This is a genomic window from Mesorhizobium sp. WSM4813, from assembly GCF_055811555.1.
The window spans coordinates 1-25,919 of the sequence record NZ_JBVVQU010000074.1 but is presented as its reverse complement, the minus strand read 5'-3'; the positions used below and the strand labels follow the sequence as shown (position 1 = coordinate 25,919).

At 59.0% G+C, this 25,919-nt stretch carries 20 protein-coding genes and 5 pseudogenes; 4 read left to right on the top strand and 21 right to left on the bottom strand.

Features of this window, described 5'->3' with window-relative positions; all coding sequences use genetic code 11:
* Positions 1–579 precede the first annotated feature (579 nt).
* On the bottom strand, positions 580–2,094 hold the full coding sequence (locus tag AC0L25_RS29110) for an ISNCY family transposase (RefSeq protein WP_473598628.1): 1,515 nt from the start codon (positions 2,092–2,094) through the stop codon (positions 580–582).
* Positions 2,095–2,984: 890 nt separating this feature from the next.
* Here AC0L25_RS29110 and nodU point away from each other — a divergent pair.
* Positions 2,985–4,670 (top strand): nodulation protein NodU, encoded by a 1,686-nt coding sequence (gene nodU / locus AC0L25_RS29105; protein WP_473598627.1) that lies wholly within the window; start codon positions 2,985–2,987, stop codon positions 4,668–4,670.
* Between the two features lie 138 nt (positions 4,671–4,808).
* Here the strand turns inward: nodU and AC0L25_RS29100 are convergent, their stop codons facing one another.
* A complete protein-coding gene (locus tag AC0L25_RS29100; protein WP_473598626.1) occupies positions 4,809–5,171 on the bottom strand; it encodes a hypothetical protein in 363 nt (120 codons plus the stop codon).
* 424 nt (positions 5,172–5,595) lie between these two features.
* Positions 5,596–5,745: a hypothetical protein gene (locus AC0L25_RS29095; RefSeq protein ID WP_473598625.1), complete on the bottom strand. Its 150-nt coding sequence runs from the start codon at positions 5,743–5,745 to the stop codon at positions 5,596–5,598.
* A gap of 178 nt (positions 5,746–5,923) precedes the next feature.
* On the opposite strand from AC0L25_RS29095, the gene AC0L25_RS29090 reads away from it, so the two are divergent.
* Positions 5,924–6,310 (top strand): hypothetical protein, encoded by a 387-nt coding sequence (locus tag AC0L25_RS29090; protein ID WP_473598624.1) that lies wholly within the window; start codon positions 5,924–5,926, stop codon positions 6,308–6,310.
* Positions 6,311–6,387: 77 nt separating this feature from the next.
* On the opposite strand, the pseudogene AC0L25_RS29085 reads toward AC0L25_RS29090, so the two are convergent.
* From AC0L25_RS29085 to AC0L25_RS29070, 4 genes and pseudogenes are all read right to left on the bottom strand, one after another.
* A pseudogene (locus AC0L25_RS29085) lies at positions 6,388–6,530 on the bottom strand (nitrogen fixation protein NifQ); the annotation flags it as partial.
* Between the two features lie 114 nt (positions 6,531–6,644).
* The gene (locus AC0L25_RS29080) at positions 6,645–7,550 is read right to left on the bottom strand and encodes a LysR family transcriptional regulator (protein ID WP_473598623.1); all 906 of its coding nucleotides are present in this window, start codon (positions 7,548–7,550) and stop codon (positions 6,645–6,647) included.
* A 51-nt stretch (positions 7,551–7,601) separates the two neighbouring features.
* Positions 7,602–8,723, bottom strand: coding sequence for a nodulation factor fucose acetyltransferase NolL (gene nolL, locus AC0L25_RS29075; RefSeq protein WP_473598631.1), 1,122 nt, complete (start codon positions 8,721–8,723; stop codon positions 7,602–7,604).
* Between the two features lie 196 nt (positions 8,724–8,919).
* Positions 8,920–9,323 (bottom strand): annotated as a pseudogene (locus AC0L25_RS29070) (NodA family N-acyltransferase); the annotation flags it as partial.
* Positions 9,324–9,447: 124 nt separating this feature from the next.
* Between AC0L25_RS29070 and AC0L25_RS29065 the strand changes: the two are divergent.
* Complete coding sequence (locus tag AC0L25_RS29065) at positions 9,448–10,389, top strand: LysR family transcriptional regulator (RefSeq protein ID WP_473598622.1); 942 nt, start codon at positions 9,448–9,450, stop codon at positions 10,387–10,389.
* 31 nt (positions 10,390–10,420) lie between these two features.
* Here AC0L25_RS29065 and AC0L25_RS29060 read toward each other — a convergent pair.
* The 12 genes and pseudogenes from AC0L25_RS29060 to AC0L25_RS29005 form a co-directional block, all read right to left on the bottom strand.
* Positions 10,421–11,164, bottom strand: a pseudogene (locus AC0L25_RS29060) (TIM barrel protein).
* A gap of 288 nt (positions 11,165–11,452) precedes the next feature.
* A complete protein-coding gene (locus tag AC0L25_RS29055) occupies positions 11,453–12,100 on the bottom strand; it encodes a LysE family translocator (RefSeq protein WP_473598630.1) in 648 nt (215 codons plus the stop codon).
* 28 nt (positions 12,101–12,128) lie between these two features.
* Positions 12,129–12,752: an FMN-binding negative transcriptional regulator gene (locus AC0L25_RS29050; protein WP_473598621.1), complete on the bottom strand. Its 624-nt coding sequence runs from the start codon at positions 12,750–12,752 to the stop codon at positions 12,129–12,131.
* A gap of 465 nt (positions 12,753–13,217) precedes the next feature.
* Positions 13,218–13,877, bottom strand: coding sequence for a chitooligosaccharide deacetylase NodB (gene nodB, locus AC0L25_RS29045; RefSeq protein WP_473598620.1), 660 nt, complete (start codon positions 13,875–13,877; stop codon positions 13,218–13,220).
* The gene (locus tag AC0L25_RS29040; protein WP_473489080.1) at positions 13,874–13,981 is read right to left on the bottom strand and encodes a hypothetical protein; all 108 of its coding nucleotides are present in this window, start codon (positions 13,979–13,981) and stop codon (positions 13,874–13,876) included. Before AC0L25_RS29040 ends, nodB begins: the two co-directional genes overlap by 4 nt.
* Positions 13,982–14,092: 111 nt before the next feature.
* Entirely contained in the window at positions 14,093–14,197 is a 105-nt protein-coding gene (locus AC0L25_RS29035; RefSeq protein ID WP_473598619.1) for a hypothetical protein, read from the bottom strand.
* 500 nt (positions 14,198–14,697) lie between these two features.
* Complete coding sequence (locus AC0L25_RS29030; protein WP_473598618.1) at positions 14,698–14,832, bottom strand: hypothetical protein; 135 nt, start codon at positions 14,830–14,832, stop codon at positions 14,698–14,700.
* Between the two features lie 1,048 nt (positions 14,833–15,880).
* Complete coding sequence (locus AC0L25_RS29025; RefSeq protein WP_473598629.1) at positions 15,881–17,896, bottom strand: carbamoyltransferase family protein; 2,016 nt, start codon at positions 17,894–17,896, stop codon at positions 15,881–15,883.
* Between the two features lie 293 nt (positions 17,897–18,189).
* Positions 18,190–18,978, bottom strand: coding sequence for an ABC transporter permease (locus tag AC0L25_RS29020; RefSeq protein ID WP_473598617.1), 789 nt, complete (start codon positions 18,976–18,978; stop codon positions 18,190–18,192).
* A gap of 3 nt (positions 18,979–18,981) precedes the next feature.
* Positions 18,982–20,004, bottom strand: a complete 1,023-nt coding sequence (gene nodI, locus AC0L25_RS29015; RefSeq protein ID WP_473585676.1) for a nodulation factor ABC transporter ATP-binding protein NodI — start codon at positions 20,002–20,004, stop codon at positions 18,982–18,984.
* A gap of 49 nt (positions 20,005–20,053) precedes the next feature.
* Entirely contained in the window at positions 20,054–21,328 is a 1,275-nt protein-coding gene (gene nodC / locus AC0L25_RS29010) for a chitooligosaccharide synthase NodC (RefSeq protein ID WP_473598616.1), read from the bottom strand.
* Positions 21,329–21,451: 123 nt separating this feature from the next.
* A complete protein-coding gene (locus AC0L25_RS29005; protein ID WP_473598615.1) occupies positions 21,452–22,045 on the bottom strand; it encodes a NodA family N-acyltransferase in 594 nt (197 codons plus the stop codon).
* 159 nt (positions 22,046–22,204) lie between these two features.
* On the opposite strand from AC0L25_RS29005, the pseudogene AC0L25_RS29000 reads away from it, so the two are divergent.
* Positions 22,205–22,294: pseudogene (locus AC0L25_RS29000) on the top strand (transposase); the annotation flags it as partial.
* A gap of 541 nt (positions 22,295–22,835) precedes the next feature.
* On the opposite strand, the pseudogene AC0L25_RS28995 reads toward AC0L25_RS29000, so the two are convergent.
* Positions 22,836–22,922 (bottom strand): annotated as a pseudogene (locus AC0L25_RS28995) (SAM-dependent methyltransferase); the annotation flags it as partial.
* Between the two features lie 42 nt (positions 22,923–22,964).
* A partial coding sequence (locus AC0L25_RS28990) for an efflux RND transporter permease subunit (protein ID WP_473598614.1) occupies positions 22,965–25,919 on the bottom strand: 2,955 nt, incomplete at its 5' end.

Here is a 25,919-nt window from a genome sequence, read left to right as displayed (position 1 = left end):
AAGGTGGATGTTGAATCACCGGAGAAGCTCGTCGTCACATCACAATCGATTCATCGATCACGGGACGTGCTCTAGCCGAGATGTTCTCCATAATCTGATCGGGAACAATGCGCGCGGCGTGCTGATCACCGATGGATCGACAGGTCTCGACGCCAATCACGTCCTCATCAACGTGTTCGATTGGCAGAACGTCTTATCGGGGAGAGAGGTAGGCGTTCCGGGGCCGCCAACGCCTACATTTCTCCAGAGTGTGCAGGCCAGACGACTTCCACTCGAAGCATCAAAGCCTTGAGCTAACAGCATTCAATCGCTGCGCAGGATCTTTGCTTCAAGCGCGGCTGCCACAAAAGCCCTTCTAGCAGCTGGTGGATTGGCCTCACGACGCACTACCTGCAGACAAGCGTCATCGCTTATAGCGCGACGATCAGGATGAGACGCCGTATTGCCGCACGTAACGATGCTCCCCGAGACTCGAGCGTTGCCTCATCTATTTTGCTCCCGGCTTGGGCGAAGGAGGCCGGGCGCGGAGATGGCCGGGGTTTCGCAGCGCCCGGCCTCCTTCGCGAGCGCCACGGCGCCTCAGTGTGGCCTTGCGATCTCCTGGATCGGCGGCTCCTTGGTCAAGGAGCCAAACAGCAACGCGTCTGCCTGCTCGCTGCGCCACACCTTCAGCCGGCGCTGAAGTGTTCGAAGCAGTTTGTCCGGGTAATCGCCGGGATACTCGGCCTGCAGTCGTGACAGAAGTTCACCGCCGGTTCGCCATGGTTCGGCTTCGAACCAATTTCGCAAGTCGGCAGTCGCCTTGACGAGAGGGTCAGGACGGCGGCGGCCTCGTTTGGCTTTCACAATCGGGCGATCCGTCGGCCGGATAGCTCCGTCCTTCCAGGCAGTCCGCAAACTCGCCAGGAAAAGGTCGATTGGCTGAGTTGTCCCGTCAGAGCGCATGGCGGGCGGAGTATCGGCAAGCGCAGCGAGTCGCTCCTGCATGGCGCGGATATCGCGCAATAGCACGACAGGATCGAGCCCGGCGTAGATTTCCTGCAGACGGGAGCGGACTGCAGCTGAGGTGCGAGCGTCGGCAACCAGGCGCTGATGCGGCGTGGCTGGCGGACTATAAGTCTTGCGCACACGTGCGCCGTCGCGCTGCTTCGCGATCAACTTGAACGATGGCTGAAAGAAGTTCACGAACAGTCGCGCTGACCGGTAGAGCTTCGCTAACAGCGTGGCGGCCTCCAGCCCCTCGAACCGACGATATCCGACCATCCTACGCACCACGGCGCCATTCTTCTGCTCGACAAAGGCCTGGTCGTTCTTGCGGTAGGGGCGGCAGCGCGTGAAGACGATGTTGGCGGCGGCGCAGTAGGCCTTCAGCGTCTCGTTCATGAAAACGGTGTCGTTGTCCGTATCCAGGCCGAGAAGCGCGAAGGGCAGTTGCTTGCGCAATTCTGTGAGCATCGTGCTCAACAGCGTCTGTTCGCGAACCAGTAGCGGCGCACATTCCGTCCAGCCGGTCGCGATGTCGGTGAGCACGAGGGTTTGGATGAAGCTGCCGCGAGCCGAAGGGCCGCTATGGGCGACGAGGTCCGCCTCAACGAAGCCTGGCGCTGGATCGTCCCAATCCGCCGACGTTCTAATGGGAATGCTGCGTCGCAGGGCGTGCGCCGCAGGCCGTCGTCGGGGACGTCCCAAGCCTTCTCGGATCGGTCCCAGCGTCCTGTCGATCGTGGCCGCGCTCATCGCCAGCAATTTGCCACGGATCTCGGGCGCGAGGTCAAAATGACCGTGCCGTTTCATCGCCTCGAGAAGTACGGGCAGCAACGCCTTCAGCCGCTTCCCACAGACCCGGTCAGACGCCTCCCACAGCAATATGAGCGCATTGCGTTCCGCTTCATCATAAATCCGCGGCCGCGCTCGCCGACCTGTAGGCGCTCTCTCATGGCGCCGCAGCAGCCGCATCGCGTGCTTGCGGTGAAAGCCCGTGATGACGACGAACTCATCCAAAATTCTCGCCTTCTCCGCTCGCGTCGAAGCACGATATCGCTCCGAAACCGCCGCAGTCAGTTCTTTCTTGGTCGCCATGCTCAGCTGTCCCATAGTCGCCCCTGCTCATACCCCTCGGTAGGGAGCAACTTATGTGAGGCAACGGTTGAACATTCAGGAACATTTTCGACGAGGCAATGCGCGTCTCATCCTGATCGTCGCGCATCGCTACCCTCCGTTTCTCGGTCCGATGATGAAGGTCACGGATAAGGATAGCGGCCGCCTGGTTGACATCGAATACGATACGCTCAGAACTGTGGCGGCCAACCTGAACAACGACCTCCCTCTCAAATCTGTGCAAGCCGGTCATCTCTCCGCCCCCCAAGGCGATCATCCGTCAATAGGGCCCAGCTCGTCTTCTTTGCCGAGCCGACACTGCATCTGTGAGCCGAGACAGCGCTAACCTCACACGCGCTTAGCCGCTCTGTCCCGCTGCCGATCTGCAGGCGGGATCCATCGGTTGTCGGAGGTTGTTCCTCCAACATGGAGGCGCGATTCAAAAAGCCGAATAGGCCCTTTGGCGCTGCCCTCGCCATCGAAAATCTTGTCGATTGAGACCTAAAGAGTAGCTTGATCAGGGAAGGCTCTCTTCTAGCGCGACCACCTTCGCGCTCAGCACGCGCGCTCGGTGCCGAGGGAGCGCGGCACCTCTCGGGGCGCTGGTGACGTGTGACCATGGACATCCTTGCCCAACGGCTTGCGGTGGGCAGCCCTTCTCACCGTGCCGCACAGCGCTGCCTCGCAATTCTGGTGATTTTTGCGTGTCAGCCATTTTGTTCTAGATCACGCGGCAGACCTTATCATTCATCGCGCGGATGCCTCACATCCAAACAATCTAATTTACCGGTTTCTTATGATCCTGCATAGCGCGACATCAAAACCCACGACCATGTTTTCCAGTCGTTTCTGCGGTTGCTCTACGGTCACCTCGACAAGGATCTACTATGCGTATTTGCGGTATCAAACTGACGCACGACGGGGGAATCGCTGTCGTGGAAGACGGCAGATTAGTCTTTTGCATCGAGCAGGAGAAGCTCGACAATAACCCACGATACCAACATATCGAGCGGCTTGAGACGGTCGCCGCCGTTTTGGCGGAAAACGGGCTTGCTCCGCGCGATATCGACCGGTTCGTCATTGACGGATGGGACGGTGAAATCCAGTCAGAATTCCAAGTTCTGAGTAACGACTCCCCTATCACTCTCAACGGCGCGCCATATGTGGAGCGGTACGCCGAAAATCCTCTGACAGCCTATCAAGGTTCCGGTCTCATGCTCGACAATGGGGTATGTTCTTATGAAAGCTACCCGCATGTTGTTGGGCACGTAGCTTCCGCATACTGCACCAGCTCATTCGCCAAAGCAGAGGAACCGGCATTTTGTCTGGTATGGGACGGCTGCATCTTTCCGCGGCTTTACTACGTCGAGCCAAGTGGAGTCCGATTTGTTGGGTGCCTGTTTCCGATGATAGGCCATGCCTATGCGGCCGCGGGCCAACATTTCGGTCCTTACAGGCAAGAACTGCGGACTGGCTGGAATCTCGGTATCGCCGGCAAGTTGATGGCCTATATTGCGCTCGGAGTGGTCCATGAACACATCGTGAATGTGTTTCAGGAGCTTTACGACGACCATTTTGCCTGGGATACGGACCTTGCTTTTGGCTACGGGAACAACAGCCACAGCGAAGACGCGTTACTCACGGCTGTGCACGACTTCTTCGATGCAAGCGCGTCGCGGTTAATCCCCGAAACGCCCGAGGACATACTTGCTTCGTTCCATGCCTTCGTGGAGCGTCTTCTCGTCCAGGGGATGACAAGGGCGCTGCGTGGGTACTCAGTCCCCAAAACCCGAAACCTGTGCATAGCCGGCGGATGCGGGCTGAACATCAAATGGAACAGCGCTCTTCGGGCGAGCGGTTTGTTCGACGCAGTCTGGGTGCCTCCGTTTCCAAACGACAGCGGATCGGCGATCGGTGCCGCTTGCTGCGCGCTGGCCGCCGACAAAGGTTTCGTGCATCTCGACTGGTCAGTTTACAGCGGGCCAAATGTGAGCCATGGCAAGGTTCCGCCTGGTTGGCAATCTGCTGCTTGCAGCCTGAAAGAACTTGCCAGCGTGCTCGCCGACAACAAGCCTGTGGTGTTTCTTGCAGGTCGCGCAGAGCTTGGTCCACGTGCTTTGGGAGCCAGAAGCATCCTGGCGGCCGCAACTTCGCCGGAAATGAAGGACCATCTCAACAAAATCAAAGTTCGAGAGCACTTCCGACCGGTAGCGCCAATATGCTTGGAGGATCGGGCACCTGACATGTTTGACCCCGGCACGCCGGATCCTTACATGCTGTTCGATCACCGAACCCGTTCGGAGTGGAAAGAAAAAATCCCGGCGGTCGTCCATCTCGACGGGACTGCGCGACTTCAGACAGTTTCGAGAACTTCTGAACACCCAATTGCAGAACTTCTGATAGAATATGAGAAACTCACGGGCATTTCGCTGCTCTGCAACACGAGTGCAAATCTCAATGGACGTGGTTTTTTTCCGGATGCGGCTGCCGCCTGTGAGTGGGGATGCGTAGACCACGTTTGGTGCGATGGGTTGCTGTTGACCAAGACAGGTGCAAGTCAATTCGAGGGCTGAGCGGCGGCCTGTAACGAACTTGAGTTACCGCGCTCTAGCGCTGCAATCGCCGGCAGCATCGCTGAGGGAGCCGGATACTACGGGTGCGTGCGGTTAAGGCCCTTGAAGCTGCCCTGATCTGACGAACGAATCTGATCGTCATGGCCGATAAAGCGCCGAGACTGTGCTGTTGAGCTGGCAAGCACGCGAATGCTTTTGCTTAGCGATGTGACTGGAGGGTTCGAACACCAGGGCCTGCACGGCCCTGCCGAACGGCACGCCATTCGTCTGCTGCGGTGGTGACAAGCTTGAGAGAATTAGCTGTTTGAGCTCCTTCTGCCAACGGAATCCCGCATTGCCTGCGCCAGCCGCGTTAATCTCTGGAGCGTCCGCCTTGCCGTCCGCGACTTTGCTCAGCACCGAGCCACTCGCCATGGCGCCGGGCACGTGGCCGACCACGTTGACCCCGACACCCTCCGTCAGTGTCAGCAAGTCGGAGTAGAGGTCCACATCCTCGAGCATGCTCCTTTCAGGACCCATACGTGCGAGATCGGTTGCAGCAACCCTGTGCCGAAGAGCACAATTGCCAGCGCACGATCCTGGTGCCGTCGCGGGGTCGCTGCCGGTTCTTCTGACCGCCCGCGTCGTGCTCGGAATAGCGCTCGGAGGCCTCTGTCGATGTCGGCAGTGTTGGCGATGCGGCGCGTTCCAGGTCACCTCCTGCGGCGCGCCATGTCGATCATCCTCACCGGCGTACCGTCGCTGCCGTTTGCGCGGTCCAATCGGCGCCTATGTCGGCGACATCTGGGATGGCGAAGCGCCTTCATGGTCGCTGCGGTCTTCCGCGCCGTTACACTGGTAGTGCAACTCATGACTTTTCCGAGGCTGCCTCCGATTGGAGCGGCCAGCTTCCGCAGTCTGCTGGATCTGGCCAAGAATCCGATGATCAAAAGTCGCGATTTTGGTCGTCCTGCTGGTCGCTTCCGGGCATTTCTCCGGCTTCATCTATATCCGCGCCTTCCTCGAGATCGTTCCCGCGCTCAACATCGAGACGATCTCGCTCGTGTTGCTCGCCTTTGGCATCGGCGGTCGGCAATTTGGCCGGCGGATTCTTGGCCGAGCACAGCCTCAAGGCAGTCGCGGCCCTGCCCCCCTGCTCATAGCGATGGCCGCTGTCTCGCTGCTGACGTTGAGAGCATCGGCCTGGGCCTCGGCGATTGCGGTACCGTATGGGGCTTGCCTTCGGCGCGGTGCCGGTGGGACTGCAGAAATGCATGGTGCTGCGCGCCGCTCCCGAGCAGGCCGAAAACGCCGGTGGGCTGATGGCCGCAACGTTCCAAGTGACCATCGCCGCCGGCGCGATTTTCAGCGGACTGCTGGTGGACGATGCCGGCGTTGCCAGTGCCTTTGCCTACAGCGCCGTTGCCTCGTTCCTCGCTGCCCTGACAGTGTTCTTGCTCGGACCGAAGCGCGAACCTAGACCGCCTGACACAGGCCAGTGCAGCACGGGGAAAGATGCAATCGCATCAGCCGCGCCGTGCGATCCTGCTCACGATTTTTTGGCGGGTGCAGCCATAGTCTCCGCGCGATCGCAGGTTGTTGTCCGGTCGATTTCGACCAATGGCGGCGTTTTGAATGATGGTGCCGACGAGAGAAGCTAAGAGTGCCGGACCGAAGCGGATCGCCTCGCCGTCGACCGCGATCCCGTGCTTGATCCGTGTGAGGCGGCTTTCCATGCCTCCGGGCCGAAGCAGCTTTTGAAATGATTGCATTCCCGGCAATTGGGCAGCATAGGGGTAGACCTTCAGACTCGCACAGCCTGCGGTAAAAGTACTTCTTCCACTTCATGTTTTTGGTGTTGCCGGCTACCAGCGTCGGAAAATCAGCACCACACTGTCATGCAAAAATCATCGAATTTGAGTCAGACCCAATTTTGCACGCCGGTTCGCACCCTATGAGGCGCTGAGTAAATCTAGACTAGGAGCGCCCGCGGCTTCACATGCGGGATGCCTCCTCCAACATTATCTGCCGCATCCAGGTGCTTGCCGGATCACTGTTGTGAAGGGTGGGCCATTGGACGGCCTCAGTGAACGTGGGTAGTGGCAGGGGAAGTTCGACGATCCGCAGAGGGAAAGTCTTTTTGAAATGCTGAACCAGCCGGAAGGGCATGGTCGCTATACGATCTGTGCCTGAGACCATCGGCGGGATAATGCTAAAGGCCTGCACGATAATCTCGACACGTCTCTTGAGACCATGTTCAAGCAAAAACCGTTCCTCGATGGATGGCATGTGCGCACGGCCGACCCTGAACGCAATGTGCTTCATCGACACGTACCTCTCGAATGTAAGCTGCTGTGGCAGCTGCTTGTTCGTGGGGCAGCCTACGCACACGAATGTCTCGTCGAACAGCGCCGCTCTTGGATGCGCGCTCGACATGAACAATTCCGGAAGAATCAGAAAATCGACGTCACCGCGCCGGAGAAGCTCATCGAGATCGTCGTCGAGCGGCAGCAATTCGAAGCTGACGGCGGGTGCTTCGCGTGCAACACGCTCTACGACCTTTTCAAAAAACACGAGTGTGGCGAAATCGGAAACTATGATCCGGAAGCGGCGATCGGATTGAGCCGGATTAAACGGATCCCAAGAAATAATCGAGCACTGGATGTGCAAGAGTGCGCCGCGAACAGCGGGGGCGAGTGTTTCCGCACGTGGGGTTAGAACACGTTCGCGGCCGCTCATCGTAAACAGTTCATCGTTGAAATAATCGCGCAGCCGGCCGACGGCCGCGCTCATGGCCGGCTGACTTAGGTTGATGCTGCTTGCCGCCGCCGTGAGGTTGCGCTCGGTCAGCAGTGCGTCGAGCACGACGAGAAGGTTCAGATCGAGGCCTTTGAAACGCATGCCTCATCTGTCCGTAACGTGGTTGCTTGTCATCGCGACCATTGTGGGCGGCTAATTTATTGCAGATTGAGATTTGAGCAGACTTGGGCGTGGCGGCGCTCCGACAAGGATCTGCGACACATATCCAAGATCGCGCGCAATCTTGCGAATTGCCATCGCCGTGACGACAATCGCCACTCCAACCACACTTGCGAACGCGATTCTGGTCGTGAGATTCCAGAGTTCTCCAAACTGTATCACGTCCATGAGGCGAAACACGGCACCCTGGACCAGGTAAAGCAGCAGCGTGCTCTGACCAAGCTCCACCGCGACAAACTGAGCTACTCTAGTTGAATAGACAATTCTCCAGCACCGAAACATAAGCTGCATCGCTACTGCAGAAGCTGCTGCCGAGCCAGTGAACATCAGAAATACTTGTTCAGCCGACTTTTTATCATGAATTAGGACGAGGTTGTTGTAAGCGTAAGTCTCCTTTCCCCACAAAATAAAGCATATGAACGTTGTTATCGACAGTAAAACGACAAAAATCGATTTGCGTTCCCAAATGATAATTTTCTGCCATCCAATCGGCTGCGCAAGCAAGAACCCGAGACAATAAAATGGATAAGTGTATCGTAATGACGGGGCTATTGATAATGTGATGGGCGCGCATGCGACTGCAATTGCAGATGCGCTTATAATCCACATCGATACGCGATTGGAAATCGTAAACAGTCTAATTAGAATGAAAGAGATAAACGCCGCCCATATGAACCAGTATGTTCCAATGAGTTCCTTCGAAAAGTCCAGCAATCCATCAGTTAAGCTTGTCGCAGGAGGGATCATGGCGGACTTTAGTGTCCAAATTAACGCACACCAAAAAAGCATTGGTAGTAGTAACTGCGTTGCTCGATTGCCGACCCCTTGAATGAACGGTTTTCGCAAAATTGCCCCAGAAGAAACATATCCACTTATCGCCATAAAGAGAGGCATATGAAACATGTAGATCGACTTATAATACGGAGACGTCCAGAAATCGTCAGTGCCTCGATAAATTAAATATTGTACTAAGTGCCCAATTATCACTAAAGTAATTAGTATACCTTTGGCGAAATCAAGGCTTAGGTCTCGGTCGTGTGTCTCTGCTGGGCGCGAGCCGCGTCCCTTCGCTCCGACTGTTATTTGATCAAGCATCAGACTCCAGCCCATCTGTTGCGGTTGCTACGGCCCCGTTTCTGGGCACGGCGAGCACGCCAGCTTCGGTGAAAAGATCGAAATTTACGCGGATCGCGGCGTGGTATCGAGGGCCGACTGGCTGCAACCGAGCGGACGAAATCCCAGTGCCTGATCGCAAACCTGGAGCGCAGTGGCGGTCGCGATCATCTGTGGCGACGCGATGGCCCGGCACTATGGTCGCCGGGACGTCTCTGCAGAACCTCTCAAGATGATTCCGCAGCGCGTGCCGAATCGTGCCAAAGGCGAATGGGATGCCAAGCTGCTGCTGCACCGGACGCATGACGTGGATAGAATGGCTCATTCCGAGTCTCTCAAGATCCGGATGCACTCTGTACAATCCGAGTTCGCCTACCAAGAAATCAACCTCGCCAACCGTGATGAACGGCGCAGCAGGTCCAAGTAAGCCGCTACGCCGTGCACATAGAGCCGATTGCGCGAACCTCCGGCCTTCCACCGGCCCAGCTACGACCGCATGAAGGCCCCTGTCGGCCCAGAGGCCTTTCGGAAGAACGCGGAGAGCTCGACATGATCGGCTACTTGCAAGTCATTTCCCAGCACACGCTACAGAAGCCGTGGCGTGATCGGGTGCATGTCAGGTCCGGTCATCTATGCAGCGCCCTGGAAGTTTGGTAAAATCGATTGTTTAGATCGCGAGCATTCACGCTATGGATAAGTGAAAGCGATGCGCTTCAAAGGCCTTGATCTGAACCTTCTCGTCGTGCTCGACGCACTGCTGACCCAGCGCAACCTGTCGGCGGCGGCAAGCAGCATCAACCTAAGTCAGCCGGCCATGAGCGCGGCCGTCGCCCGGCTGCGCGATTATTTCAACGATGAACTGTTTACGATGAGCGGCCGCGAACGTGTTCTAACCCCACGTGCGGAAACACTCGCCCCCGCTGTTCGCGGCGCACTCTTGAAAATCCAGAGCTCGATTATTTCTTGGGATCCGTTTAATCCGGCTCAATCCGATCGCCGTTTCAGGATCACCCTTTCCGATTTCGCCACACTGGTGTTTTTTGAAAAGGTCGTGGAGCGTGTTGCGCGCGAAGCACCCGCCGTCAGCTTCGAATTGCTGCCGCTCGACGACGAGCCCGATGAGCTTCTCCGGCGCGGTGACGTCGATTTTCTGATTTGTCCGGAATTGTTCATGTCGAGCGCGCATCCAAGAGCGGCGCTGTTCGACGACACGCTCGTGTGCGTAGGCTGCCCCACGAACAAGCAGCTGCCACAGCAGCTTACATTCGAGAGATACATGTCGATGAGGCACGTTGCGGCCAAGTTCGGGCGGGCGCTCAAGCCCTCCATCGAGGAGCGGTTTTTTCTTGAGCATGGCCTCAAGAGACGTGTCGAGGTTATCGTGCAGGCCTTTAGCATGATCCCGCCGATGGTCTCAGGCACAGCTCGTATAGCGACCATGCCCTTCCGGCTGGTTCAGCATTTCAAGAAAACCTTCCCACTGCAGATCATCGAACTTCCGCTGCCGCTTCCCGCATTTACCGAGGCCCTCCAATGGCCCGCCCTTCACAACACTGATGCGGCAAGCGTCTGGATGCGAGAGATATTGTTACAGGAGGCGTCTCGAATGAGTTCTCCGCGGGACACCAAAAAGGGTCGCAAGCCCTGATTGACTACCGCGTCTCACACCGGCACTCGTGTCAACAGGCGTGTCGAACGAGATCGATAGTCGCGGAAAGTGCGCCTGCGAGGTCGTCCAGCGGGTGGGCTGCGTCGACAAACGGTGGGAATGAGAAGGGCCCCCCATAGCCGCCATCAAGCAGCGCCCGGATCTGGCTGCCATTGTCGGAACCGACTAGGACGCGATCCGGGTAAATCCAGTGGATCGGATCGTTCACGGTTGAGATGTGCACGAGACCGGCCAGGTCGCAGGAGAAGAACGGCTCCCCGGCGAGCGGCGTGATGAAACGTGTCGTGCACGAGGCGGAAGACGGACTGGCCATCAATGGCGGCAATGGCCTTAGCCGCTCCGTTCTTCGATCCAAGCGAGCAAGTCTGGAAGCCCAGCGGCTCGATGAGATCGATCAGGCCGCGCGACTGGAGGATCGGCTTGAGCGCCTTCAAGGCGACGCGGAGATCGCCCCGGCGCTCGCCATTGGCAGGCCAGAAGCCATCGTTGACCGGCACCAGCATGAGCGTCTTGCCTCCGCAGGCCGCCGCATAATCGGCGAGCTTGCTCGCCTCGGCCCTGGGGGCAAGAGTCCACTCGTTGATGCGCTGCAAGGCATTGATGGAAAAATCCCAACGCCTGCTTCAGGGCGGCAGACCGGACGTCCGCCGCCGGCTGCCGCGTGCAATAGCATTGCTGTACTGTCGGCTGCGTCGGTTAGGCCCTGGTCGGCAAAAGCGAAAAGTGCCCTGACGTCAAGTCCGGGCGTCGCCATGTGATCGAGTGCAAAGCGGGCGATGCTTGGCGCATGGCTTGGCTTTCCTATGAAACGGCAGTCATTCTCGGCTGACTGGCTTCTACCGTGCATTGATTCGCGAGGGCCAAAATGATGGTCATGAGGAAGGCCAGGCAGTCGAACTCACGTTTCCCTCACTGTGGTGCCGCGCCTGCTGAGACATCGCCTGAATTGGTGTAATGACCGAAGCTAACTCGCAGCCATCCATCTGCTTCCGCAAACTAACCCGCCAACCCGGAGAGATGCCCAACCCATCGAATTCAAGGTTCAGGCAGCAGGGTGCTTCGCCAGAGCGAGACCGACGCCCAGCGCGACCATCGCGCCGCCCGACGCCTCTCTCAGGCGGCGGATCAACCCGGGACGCGCTGCCGCGCCGTCTTGAATGCCGCTGGCCACGACGGCAACCACGATGTCGGCGAGCGTGTTGAGCGCAATCGACACGGAGCCAAGCACCACGAATTGCAGAGCTACGTGCCCTGCGCTCGGGTTCACGAACTGCGGAAGGAAGGCTAGAAAAAAGGCTGCCGTCTTCGGGTTGAGAGCCTCGACCAGCACCCCTTCACGAAACGCCCGCCGGGGTCCGACTGAACGCACCGGGGCGCCATCATCGCCAGTCGCTCCCTTGCGGCGCGCGGCTTGAAAGGTGCGAAAGCCTAGCCAGACGAGGTAGACCGCGCCGAACAGCTTCAATGCGGAGAACAGTTCCGAGCTCTCGAGCACGATCGCGGAAACACCTAGACTTGCTGCGAGGACGTGGATCATGCCCCCCAATCCCGTGCCGAAGCTGGAAGCGATACCCTCCGGACGACCGCCGGCGAGCGTGCGCGCGGCAACGTAGAAGATGCCCGGACCGGGCGTGATGGCGAGCACGGAGGCCGCGGCGAGGTACAGGGCGAATGGGGTCAGTTCTGGCATCATGGGTCGATTCCGACAAAGTTCATGATTATCTTGGGATGAGAGCCGCGAGCTCGCGGTCAGATGCCCGCTCGCTCGCCGCAAGGCCCGCGGCCACGCCATCGCGGTCGGCCGCGTTCCGGTTCTGACTCAGTTTGCGCTTGCCCTCCAGCCTCGTGATCGGCATGCGCAAGCCAACGATTCCGCGGAGTTGCGCCTGTACAAAATCCGGCGGTGCGTCCGACACCGCCCAAGGCGAGGCCCGCTCGCCCTCGTGGTGGTCAGTCAGACGATTCACGACGTCCAGCAGTCTTCCCGCATGCTCGAAGAACTCGACCGGACCATAGGCGTGGACGGCGATGTAATTCCAGGTTGGGACGACCTTCCCGGTTTCCCGCTTGGTCGCATACCATGCCGGCGTCACATAAGCGTCCGGCCCCATGAAGATGGCCAAGCCGTCGCCGATCGGCGGAACACGGCACTGGGGATTAGCCTTCGCTAGGTGCCCGTAGATCACGCCGTGCTCGCCCTCGCTCTCATCAAGGAAGAGGGGCAGTGGCGTTGCGAGCGGCCCTTCCGCCGTGACTGTAACGAAGTTCGCCAGCAGCGCCGCGCGGATGGTGGCGCGCAGGGACTCCTTGTCGTCGTCGCGGAAAGCAGGAGGGATGTACATCGCGAAACTCCTTGCGTTACCGATCACATACCGGCAAGCTGGCCTGCTGGAAACAGCCAGTCAGAAGCTATCGACATGGTCCAGTTTGAGAAAGATGGCATCGCGCCCGATCATCGTGACGATCGAGGAGCAGATCCAAGCGGGGTGTGCGAATCGAGAACCCCTGGTCACTTCGCAGCCGAGGGGTCGGGCATGTCCCGGCAATGGCGACTAGTTTGCCAAACCTTGTGGACGCAGCCCGCGATCCCGGAGACCATATTGAAAGAATCGTCGAAGAGGTTCCGGCGATGCTAGGCAATACCGAGAGGCTGCGCGGGTCCTCATTGTAGCAGGTGACAACAAACGTCTACGCTTAGTAAACGGGTCGGAGCCGACAGTCCGTCCGATGTCGACGAAGCCTGTAAGACCTTCATAAGCGAGACCCAAGGCACTGGCTGGGAAAGCAGGTCCATAGGATCTCGCATTTCAGTGATGTTCTGGAAGCGGGCGAATTTCATATCCGCAGGCATCTAATGCCGGAATCAGATTGGATAGCGCCATAACGGTCTGGTGGCGCAGACCGGCTTGAGTGCTCCGTCTCGACTCGTCGGGAGGACAACCGTCGTGCAAGAGCACGATTGCGCCGGGCCGGACCGAGGCGAGCACAGCATCGACGATCGCATCGGTACCGGGGCGCGACCAGTCTTTCGGGTCTATCGACCAATGAAGGGCCGCCAGCCCGGCGATCTCTGACGCAGTGAACACTTCTTCGCTCCAGGCGCCGTATGGCGCGCGAATGTAGCGGATCGAGGCCTGGGGGCATGCTACCATGATGGCACGGTTCGCCTCAAATACCTCACGTTGGATGTCGCCCAAGCCGCATTTGGACAGATCCGGATGAGACATCGTGTGGTTGCCCACCTCATGCCCTTCTGCGATCATTCGCTGGATGAGGTCCGGGTGCTCTGCGGCGTAGGCACCAATCACGAAGAAAGTCGCTGGCACCCGATTTTGCGCCAGCACATCGAGTATCTGTGGCGTGAAGAATGGATCGGGACCGTCGTCAAACGTCAGATAAACGCTCCGACGACCGGTTCCATCAGCGCACTCACTCTGCACCTCCCATCCGTCATCAAGACGTTTCATAGCTCCGGATCCTTCCGGTCAATTGTTGCATCGGTCGGCCATTCGCTCATCGGCCGCGCAATCGGCATAATCACGAGGAGCACGTCCTCCACGCGAGGCGGCATGTCGAGATCCAGCACTTCTGAGTGGGACCGCACGCGAACATCGATACATCGTGGCCGGGCCGTCTCTGCAGAACGTCTCAAATTACCAGCGCATAGCTTTTCATTGCGGGGTCAGTCCCCCCGATAGGGGTTTCGGAAGAACTCGGAGAGTCCGATATGATCGGCTACTTGCAACTGGTTCTCCCGGCACAACCTCCACCGTCCTTCGGAGCGCATGGGAAACCTCGACTTGGTGATCCTTGGGGTAGGCGCCTACGTCAGTTGGGGGCTTGTGGCGAAAGAGCCGACGCGATGCAGGCTTGCGCGATCACCGAGGTACCTGGTCGAAAAGGGGATCGGCTCGCTTAATGTTCGGCGCAGACCAGAATGCACACACCAGAAAAATGCTCCTCGGAGCCAACCGCATACATCGACAATCTCCCTAGCCTGCATCCTTGAACTCTTCCTATGCAATGTCTTGTCCGATAGTCAAAATCGATTTTTTCGATGACAAGCATCCACGTTGCGGATAGATGAGACGATGAGACAAGGGCCCTTGATGTGAAGCTCCTCGTCGGCCACGCACTGCTGACCAGCGCAACGGCACGGTGGCGGCAAGCCGCATCAGCTAGTTCAGCCGGCCATGAGCGCGGCCATCGCCCAATTGCTTTCAACGATGACCTGTTTACGATGAGTGGTCGCGAATGTTCTAACCCGCGTGCGGAACCGTCGACGTCTCAGGGTTGAGCGACGACGTCGCTGCCGGTGTCGTAGACGCCTCTGAGTATCTGCTCACGAAGCGCTTCGTAGATCTGGCGCGCCCCCATGCCATGCGGGCGGATTGAGCCACCGGGAGCTGGAGACTGGACCATTTCTTTTCCTGCCAACTGAACCAGTTTGCAGCTACTCTTCCTGAACGCCAAGAGCACGTCCGAAGTGGATGCCCGAGCCCGCCCACCGACCCAAGACTGGCCCGGTCTGCGAACAGCCAATCGGTTGCGCTACTCGCGCGATCCTGCTACGATCCAGCTGGCTTTTCCAGTGCCGTTCAGCCATCCGTCATCCTGAACTCGACCTACGGCTTCGAAAGTCGAACGGGGCCGCCGCCTTGGCGGCGCAATCCTCGGCGGCGCGAAAACCCTCCACACGGGCTTACCTACATCACCGGCGCCGCGCTCTCGCTATGTTCGGCCTTACCTGATCTGCGCGGGCTGAAGACTCTTGCGCTTCGCGAAGGGCACAGACCATGACGCTTGCGATCGCGCAGGTGCTCGAGGGCGCTCCCCGTTCCTCGACTCCCATCCCGATCAGGCGATTGCCCGAGAGCAGATGTCGGGCATTGCCAACGCCAACCCTGCGTCACCTTGACCAGCAGATCCTCGGTTTCCTGAAGATGGCGTCGTCGAAATCTGCACCGGCGTCGTATTGCCGTAAATCAAGGATGCCAACAACAGGACCGGATGATTGGAGGCCGAAGCATCAAGCCGCATTAAGACAAGATCGTCGCCCCACCGACGCATTTTGCCAAAAGCAGCTCAACGACGAACATGCGGCTTGGCGCGCCGAAGGGCCGCCGCCTTTCCCGCAAGCGGCCCAGCCCGCTCGCCACCGGGTCAACCCACGCCAATCTTATCCACCAACGCTCGTCCCATCCGCTATGCAACACCAAGCTGATGTCGCAGGGGCGGTCACCGACCCGGTACGCCGTCGAGAAACGATGAACTGGTGCTGTCTTGAGCCTCCGGCAAGCAAATCCATTGCTGATCCGCGATCGCAATAAGCGTTAGCTGGAGCGAACATGCATGCTCGCGGCAGACGCAATCATCAGGACCCTTGCCTCGGTCAATTGGATTGGAGACCGTCATATGAAGGTGCAGACCGGTGTTTGGGCAGCTGTTATCGGTCGTCCAGACTTTGGCATCAGTTTTGGTGGACGCGAGCAGCTTGCGAAGGATGCATCCGAACGTGGCGCTGCTCCCACAATAGTCGCAGCTCTCCTGTGAGAGCCTCGCGCAGGCCCTGATCCGGCGTAATTGTGTCGAGGAGATCCGCGAGCACGGCTTCGCCTTCGATCCGCGTCAGCAGATCGAACAAGCCATGTGAAATACGCGCACAGTCACGGTGATCCGTTCGGATTTCGCAGACGGTCTCGTGGCGATCCTGCGCCGTGTATGCGCGGACTTTATGCAGGGATACATAAGGCGGCAATGAAACCGCGAGCGCAGTCCAATCCTGCAGCGTTGCGGCCCGTTTTTTGACGAGGTACGGCCCGACCACAAGTCCATCCAGCTCTGTTGTCAGGAACGTGGCAATCGAGTCTGCAACTGAATCTACGATCGGCTCTGCATTGTTGTTAAAGGACGTATTGAGCAGAATTGGGATGCCTGTCCGCTGCTTGAAGGCATTGATGACATCCCAGTAGGCCGGACTGGCCTTGCGCGATACTGTTTGCAGCCGAGCCGTACCGTCGACATGCGTGACGGCGCCGAGCAAGTCACGCTTGGAATCGCGCACACGAACTACGAAATTCATGAAGGGAAATTCGCACGCACTGCCCGGGAGGTCGAAAAATTCGCGCGCATCCTCCTCCAACACTGATGGGGCGAACGGGCGATATCCTTCCCGCTTCTTGACCATAGCGTTGATCCGGTCCTTGTTTGAAGCGGGCCTGGGGTCGGCAAGAATGCTGCGATTTCCGAGCGCTCGCGGCCCGAACTCCGAACGACCTTGCACCCAGCCGATCACCGCGCCACCGACCATCCACTCGGCTGCCCTATCCGCCACCTCCTCAGTGCGTTCAAACTCCAGGTGCCCCGCCCATGCCTTTAGTTCCTCTTCGACGGCGTGATCGCTCGCGAGTTCCGGCCCCCAATAGACCTCCTGCAATCGCGTACGCGGCGCTGGGCGGCCCAGCTCATTAGACACGATTAGCGCGGCGCCTAATGCGCATCCAGCGTCATGCGATGCGGGCTGCACGAAGATGTCTTCGAAAAGTCCTGAATAGAGCAGCTTGCCGTTCATGGAGCAATTGTGCGCAACTCCGCCGGCCAGGCACAACCGCGTCATCCCGGTGGCCCCACGATAATGGCGAAGAATGTGAAACACGATGCGTTCGAGCGCTTCCTGTAACGACGCACTCACATCCATATGCTGCTGAGTGAATGGCATTCCCTTTTGCCGAACCTGAATGCTGCGGAGCAAAGTCGGACCGATGCGGTCCAGGTGGACGCGATACTCGCCGTTTGCAGAGAGTTCATAGAATTGCTCGAAAAGCTCGCGATAGGGAACGGGATCGCCATAGGGGGCAAGCCCCATTACCTTATATTCATCGAACAAGCCGTAGCCGAGATACCGGATCGTCTCGAGATAAAATTGCCCGAGAGAATTGTTCTCTGGGAAAGTCGCAAGTTGCGTAATTTCAGTACCAGATCCAACCGCCACAAGGCCCGACAGGAAATCACCAGAGCCATCAATCGCGAAAATCAGACTTTGCTCGAAGCCCGACATTGCGAAAGCGCTCACGGCGTGCGCCTGATGATGACTTACGAATGAGATACGCGAAGCGTCGAGCTCGGTACCGAACTCCTGCGCCAGTAGCTGCTGCATCAACAGTTTAGCATCCAACGGAATAGAGGCGTCCGGCTGGGAAACAAGCATGTTTTCAAGCATTGCGTTGCTATAGTCTTCGGTAGCGTAGAACGCCACTCGATCGATTTCGCTGAGCTGAACCCCAGCTGCTGAAAGACAGTATTGAGCCGCACTAATTGGGAGCTTGTTGGAATGTTTGATCCGATTGAGGCGCTCCTCTTCTACCGCCGCAATGACCTGTCCGTCCCGGACGAGCACCGCAGCGCCATCGTGCATGAATGTGTTTGGAATCTGAAATCTGTTTTCATAGACTTTGTCCAATCCGCCGTTCAATCCTAGACACAGCATCTCGCTCTCCATTTTGTCGTACAGGAATACTAAATTGGCCTGTCTCGAGACCGTTCGATCAGAAAGACAGGCCGCGTTGTCGCTCGCGCCCGAACGCCAGCCAAACATCACCGGCCTCAAGGAAATTCTATGAGGTCCGCCGGGATCAACATAAGATCCTGTGCTCGAGACGCCGGGCGTTACATAGCGTTGTGGGATTGAATCGACGCCAGCCAAAACCCTTCGCGGCACACGCTGGCGATGTCGTTTTTATTTGCGCCCATAGCGCATGGTTTATCTCCTTCTCTTTCGCGTCAGCGCATCAGTCGGCGGCGCAACAGCGTCATCGAGAGGAAGAATGGCAACAGCGCGTACAGGCCGAGCACACCGATGTGCAGGGCGATGCCGCCGATCGGGCGATCAAGCATAACCGGACGAATGAGGTCGATCGCATGTGACAGCGGCATGCATCGCGCTATCTTCTGAAAGGTGTCAGGCAGCTGATTCAATGGGAAAACGGCGCCCGACAGGAACAGCATGGGTGTAAGAATAAGCGTCTGGTAAAATACGAAGTAATCGTAGCTGGGCGAAAGTGCGGTGACGACCATCGCGAGGCTGGCAAATACGAACCCTGTCAGAGCGATGAATGGCAGCGCATAGAGGACGGACGGCCAGGCTGTATAGCCCAAGGCTGCGGTGACAATGGTAATTGCCATACCGGCCAGGAAGGCCTTGGTGGCTGCCCACGCCAGTTCCCCCAGAACGATGTCGCCGAGGGTAACGTGCGTATACAGCATGGCTTCCCATGTGCGTTGAGAATGCATGCGAGCGAAAGCCGCGTACAGTGTTTCGAGGGTAGAGGCGGTCATCGCACCGACCCCGACCATGCCGGCCGCCAAAAAGGCGATGTACGGCGCACCGTCGACGCGGCCGACCATTATGCCGAGGCCGGTACCGAGGCCGAAAAGGTAGATCATTGGATCGGCGAGGTTACCGAGAATCGCCACGAATGCGACTTTCTTCCATGCCAGATAGTTGCGGCGCCACACCGCAACCCAGTTCCACGCATTGGCGGGCAGCACCGCCGCAAGACCTTCAATCATCGTTCATTCCTCCATCTCGCGCCCGGTCAGCCGCAAGAAAACATCCTCGAGATTGGCTGGACGCAGAAGAAGGCGCAGACTTGGTCGCCCCTGGAGTTGCGTGCGCACCTGATCAGGGTCTGGCCCATAGCAGTAGAGGGTTTCGCCGCTGATCTCGATGCGCTGAGAATGTGGCTTGACCAACGAATGCAACTCGTGCGGATCGCCGCCGTAAATCTCCATGACCTGGCATCCGATATGCTCGTCGATCAGAGCCTGCGGGCGGCCTTCGGCAATGTAGCGACCCCTTTCGAGCACGCACAGCCGATCGCATAGTCGCTCAGCCTCTTCCATGAAATGCGTCGTCAGGATAATCGTTTTGCCGCGAGCTAACAGCGCGCGCAGCCGCTCCCAGATCAGGTGGCGCGCGTGCGGATCGAGGCCGGTGGTCGGCTCGTCCATCACAATGAGCTGGGGGTCGTTGATCAACGCCCGCGCCATCGTCAGGCATCGCTTCATGCCGCCGGACAGTTCCGAGACGCGCGCATCCGCCTTGCGCTCGAGGCGAGCGAACTCGAGAAGCGACGGGATGACCGCTTCGCTCTCGCGTGTGCTCATGCCGAAGTAGCGTCCGAACACCAGCAGGTTCTCGCGTACCGTGAATTCCTGGTCAAGGTTGTCGAATTGCGGGACCACGCCAATGCCCCTACGTGCCAGCCGAGCGCGCGCCGGCACCGGGACGCCGAGCACCGTGATCGTGCCCGCGTCAGGGCATGTCATGCCGAGGAGCATACGCGCAATCGTGCTTTTGCCGGCCCCGTTTGGTCCGAGGAGGCCGAAACACTCTCCCGACGCAACGGTGAACGACAGGTCGTCGACAACGACCTTGTTCCCATACGACTTGGTTACGCCGGCGAAATCGATTGCCACGGTCGACAGAGAGTCATGCACGGAGCTTTTCGCGCTTGCCTGCCGGTGAGACTCCCGTTCGATCGGAGGAGTCTCCGGCCGCCGCAAATCCTCTGGGCCCAACTTTCGCGTCAACACTTGATGTTTCTGGTCCTGGCTCAAAACTCATCTACCTGCGATCACGTGACTATTGCTGTTCGCTGTAAGCTGCGTCAGATCCGACCAAGGCGGGCTTTGGAAGGGCGCCGTCGATGTCTGTCGCAGAGGCGGCCGAGCTTCGCGACAACCAATCGCTATTGCTCAATGTACACAGCGCGTATGCTTTCAACGGGAGCAAGAGAAAGATGTTGATGATTGTGTGGAGCGAGAATCCGAGGAATCGAAGTTGGCGCGCACGAAACGCTGCCACGCTGCAGCGAACTATAGTCATGACCGCAATCGTCAGGCATGCCGTCCAAGGCACAGTACCAGTCGTTATGAATTGCGCGAGCCCAGCCAGGAGCGACAAAGAGAGCAATAATGGGCCAAGATTCTGCCCGATCACGTCCAATGTGAGATAAATATTAAGTCCGCGCAGCAGTTGGAGCGACAGCAACGTGTCACGGAACGTGCTCCGGGCCCAGCGAAGCTGTTGGCGCAGATAGGGACCCATGCTGCTGGGAACGACTGTTGCCGCGACGGCCTCCGGGACATACTCTGTTCGAAAGCCTGCTTTCAGCATCAGGATCGTAAGGTGGCGATCCTCACCGAAGTCGCTCGGCTTCCCTCGAAAGCGCTGCGTCTCGTATTGATCCAGCAGCGAAACAAGCGCTGATCGCCGGTACATGGCACACGGACCGCAGCAACACATGACGGCACCGAACCGAGCCTGCGCTGCCCGCTCTTCGTTGCAGGCGAGCCAGTATTCCATGTCAATCAACCGCGTCAGCCAAGTTTCATTGCGATTACTAGCCGCCAACTGGCCCATGGCGGCGCCGATCGCTTGATCTTGCATCTTTAGCGCAAGCCTTGTGACGACGTCCGGCGCGAGTATCGTGTCCGAATCTACATTGAGCACCAAATCTCCGCACGAGCGGCGAACCGCCGCAATCTGTGCCTTGCGCTTTCCGACATTCTTTGGGAGCGCAATGAAGTCGAACCTCGGATCACGAGCGTATTCCTCGTGTACACCTACGAGGGCATCGCGGTTTCCAGAACCGTCATCAACAACATAGACCTGCAGTTTTCCGGCGTAGTCCTGACTTGCTATGGAAGCCAGGCAGTCAGAGAGGGTGCGAGGAGCCTCGTTGTAGCACGGGATAATGACATCGACGCTCGGCCAAGGCTCACAGCTGGCCGGTTCGCCCGAGGTCGGCGGTACGTTTGTAGGCAGGGTATAAAACACCTGCGCGGTCTTATAGACGGTCGACAGCAGCGCATAAGAGCAGACTGCAACAATACTGGCTGGGGCAAAGAGGTTCATGAGATGTCAGATTTTTCAGTGAATTTGAGGAAGCGAGCGGACAATAAATCCGCGGTCAATGCTGTATTCAGATCGATCAAATGAGGGGCGGGTCGCGCTGACTGATATCGTTGCGGGTGCTCTTCATAGCTCTGGACCGTTCCGATCGATCAAAGTGCCGGCCGGCCACTCGCTCATTGAGCGTCCAATTGGGAGCACCATGACGAGTACGTCGTCGTCGACTCGCGTGGGAGGCAGATCGGGGTACACGTCCGGGAGGGTTGAACGCACGCGAACGCCCGACAAAATGCTCGCCAAGCCTTTGCGGCAGAACCTCCCAACATGGTTCCGGAGCGCGTGCCGAACCGTGCCGAAAGCGAATGGAACGCCAAGCTGCTGCAGCACTGGATACATCGCGCTGATCGAATGGGCGATTCCTAGCCCCTCAAGATCCGGACGCACCCCGTATAGACCGAGTTCAGCGACAAGCAGATCAGCGTCGCCAACTTTGATGTATCGGCGCAGCAGGCCCAAGTGAGCCGCTATCCCGTGCACATCATTGCCGATTGCGCGGACCTCCGGCCTCGCACCGGCCCAACTTCGACCGCCTTCGAATTGCTTTCCATTAAAGGCTCCGGTAGGCTCATAGGTCTTCCGGAAGAACTCAGAGAGTTCGAGGTGATCGGAAAGCCGCAACTCATTTTCCCAGCACAACCTCCACTGCACGTCAGAGCGCATGCGAAGACTTCCTCTTTTTCGGGTTCTTTTGTGCACCTCACGCGGCAGAGCAACGCGGTGCATGTCATGTGGGGGGTCTATGAACGACCCGCCCAGATTGGTAAAATCGATTGTTTAGATCGCGAGCATCCACGCCATGGATGTTAACGCCATGCGTTTCGGCCGCCAGCGGCGTGGCTGCGCCTCGTGCCGAAGCAGCGATCAAGTGGAGGATGGGCCCGACTGTTAGGCGTCAGCAAACGCGGCGACCGTTGACGCAGGCTGATGATCCATAGGCGATCGCGCAGCTCTGGATCGCGCCGGCGGCAAACAGGTTCCGCGAAGCCTCAGGCTCGACAAGTTGCGGCAAAGGCGCCATTCCCAATGGCGCGGCGGTCGCGCTCGGCAACAAGAATCGTTTGGTCGATGCTCGCTGCCTGGCAACCGGTACTGTCGGTTAGAGCAGCCTGACGGACCTGGAGAGCGAGAAGGAGGGCGCACCTCGGCCTTGCAGCAAAATGGCAGAGACGGTGAAACGGTCACCCCGTCGCTTGCGAACCTGATGTGTGGACCGCAAAAGCTTCGGCCGACGTCTGGGGCCGTTGAGGTGGAAGCGGGCGAAAACCCGTCGAGGCTCGCCGAGCTGAACATCGAGCCGCATGAAGAAGCCGGATATATGTCAGCTGTTGTGAGCATCAACTGGATCCAGCTAACTTGTTGCAATCGGGCGCTCTTATTACGTCCACATATAGGGTCAGCTTGACACCACGAGCGCACAGTGTCTCCAAGTCAACTTCGACAATTCGTTTCATCAGGAAGCGGAAATCGGCTTTCGGAAGCGGGCCAGCAGGCAGTCTTCATTGATCGACGCGCCCCGGCACTCGATGCGTGTCATCTCGGTCAACGATTTGTTCATCATGGCGCTCCAAGCAAAGTTGGCCTATTCGGCGGCCTTCGGGAAGGCGATCGCCGGCTCGTCAAGCGAGCCCGGTCTTGCGGGGGTCTCTACAGTCGCACCGACCTTCTTGCCGCGCCGGAATACCCGTCGGAAGAATGCATAGAAGCGGCTGTTCTTACTGCGCGTGAACACCATCAGCATCGACGGTGTCACCACCAGAGTCAGCAAGGTGGCGAAGGACAGGCCGAAGACGATCGCCGAGGACAGTGAAATCCACCATTGCGTCGACGGCGCGTTGATTGTCGTCTCGTGATGGAATATTTCGAGACCGAGGCCGAAAGCGATCGGCAGCACGCCGAGGATCGCCGACACCGCCGTCAGCACCACCGGGCGGGCACGTTCGCGGCAGGTCTGCAGCACCGCGTCCATCTTGTCCCAGCCCTCTTCGCGCAGCCGGTCATAGGTGTCGATCAGCACGATGTTGTTGTTCACCACCACACCGGCTAGCGCGATGACGCCGATGCCCGACATGACGATGCCGAACGCCTCTCCAGTCAACAGCAATCCCAGGAACACGCCGACGGTCGCCATGACCACGCAGGACAGCACCAGCCAGACGCTGGTGAACTTGTTGAACTGCATCAGAAGCACCAGGAAGATCAGGAAGATCGCCGCGCCAAAGGCCTTGCTGAGGAAAGCGCTGGCCTCGGCGCTGTCCTCGTTCGAGCCGGCAAGCTTCCAGCGTATGCCGCTGCCGAGATCCACTTCGGCGACAGCCTGGCTGACCTGCTGCTGGACAGAAGCGACCTGCTCGCCGGCGGCGACATTGGCCTGGACGACCACGGTGCGCGCGCCGTCGATGCGGTTGAGGATGCCGACGGTCGGCTCGGGCTTGCGCACGACGAAATTCGAGATCGGCACCGACCCTTGCGACGTCTGCACCCTGAGGTCGTCGAGGGTCGACAGCGTGCGCCGGTCCTCGGGCAGGCGCAGCCTGATGTCGACGGCGTCGTCCGCACCGGCCGGCCGGTATTCACTGAGCTTCAGCCCGTTCGTCACCAATTGCACAACCGTGCCGACCGAGGTCGGGCTGATGCCATATTGTGCCGCCTTGGCGCGATCGACGTCGAGCGCCCAGTCGACGCCGGGTGGCGGCAGGCCGTCGGAAATATCGATGACGCCGGGCACCTTGGCAATGCGTGCGGCGACGGCGCGCGCCTTGTCGTCGAGACCTTTCGGGTCGACGGCTGACAGCCTGATCTGGATCGGCTTGCCGGTGGGCGGGCCGGCCTCGGGCACGCGAACCTCGACGTCGACGCCGGGAATGCCGGCCATGACGCCGCGCAGTTCGTCCAGGATGGCGTTCGCCGATTTGCGCTCGCGCCAGTCGACGAACTCGTACTGGATCACGCCGACCACGTCTTCAGGAATGTCCTGGCCGCCGCCTTGCGTCTTGCCGACACGGGTATAGACCGATTTCACGCCTGGCCAGCCAAGAAGTCGGTTCTCGGCGGTCTTCGTGGCGGCATCCATTTCGGCGAGCGAAAGGTTGCCGCGGGCGTGCACATAGAGCAGGCCGTAGTCAGGCTCGACATTCGGGAAGAACTCGACGCCGGCGCCGTATTTCGAATATGCAAAGCCGACACCGAACAAAAGGCCGACGGTGAGCAGAATGACGGTGATGGGAAAGCGAACCGCCTGCTTGACCACCGCCATGTACCAGCCGTCGCGGTTGTCGTTCTCGTGATGCGGCGGCGCCTTGGCGAACAAGGCGCCCAGCGCCGGTGCAAAAACCAGTGCATAGAGCATCGAGGCGGAGAGCGTGACGATCAGCGTGATCGGCATGTATTTCATGAAGTCGCCGATGATGCCCGGCCAGAACAGCAGCGGCGAGAAGGCGGCGATGCGCGTCATCGTCGCGGCGATGACCGGACCGGCCATGCGCTTGGCGGCAAGCGCGAAGGCCTCTGCCTTAGGCATGCCTTCGCTCATCCGCCGCTCGGCGAATTCGGTGACGATGATGGCGTCGTCGACCAGCATGCCGACCGCCAGGATGAGGCTGAACAGCACGATCATGTTGATCGTGTAGCCCATCATCGCCAACAGCAGGATGCCGATCAGGAAGGACGATGGAATGGCCAGGCCAATCAGCAGCGAGGCGCGGCCTGACAGCGCGTAGAGAATGACGATGAACACCAGGATCACGGCGATCATGACGTGGTTCTGCAGATCGCCGAGCAACTGGTTGACGAAGACCGACTTGTCCTGCGTGTAGGTGACGTGCATGCCTTCCGGCATTGTCTTCATGAAGGCATCCGACACGGTCCTCACCTCGGCGATCGTGTCGATCAGGTTGGATTCGATGCGCTTCTTCACCTCGATGGCGATCGCCGGCTTGCCGTCGAGACGGGTCGCCGTCTCGGCGTCCTTGAACGTGGAGCGGACGGTGGCGATATCCTTCGCCTGCACCACGGCATTGGGGCCGGCGACGATCGTCAGCGCCGCCATGTCCTGCGGCGTTTCGATCAGCGACGGCACCTTGACGGCATATTTGCCCTCGGACCCTTCGATGTTGCCGGCGGCGACAACACTGTTGGAATCGCCGACCGCACCGATCAGCTGCTCGAGCTGCAGCCCATAGGACGACAGTTTCATCGGTTCGATGACGACTTCGACGAGATCGTCGCGGGCGCCCTGCAGCGAGCCCTTCAGCAGGCCAGGCACTTCCTCGATGCGGTCGCGCAGCTCGCGCGCCGCCGCCGTCAGAACGCGCTCGGGCACTTCGCCCGACAGCGTCACGACAAGGACGGGGAACTCGGAGACGTTGACTTCGGAGACCACAGGCTCCTCGGCTGCCTGCGGCAGGTCGGCCTTGCCGTCCTGGACCTTGCTGCGCGTGTCCTGCAACGCCGTCGCCAGGTCCGTCTGCGGGTGGAATTCGACCAGCACGTAACCGCCACCCTGGAAGGCGGCCGAACGCATCTCCTTGAGACCTTT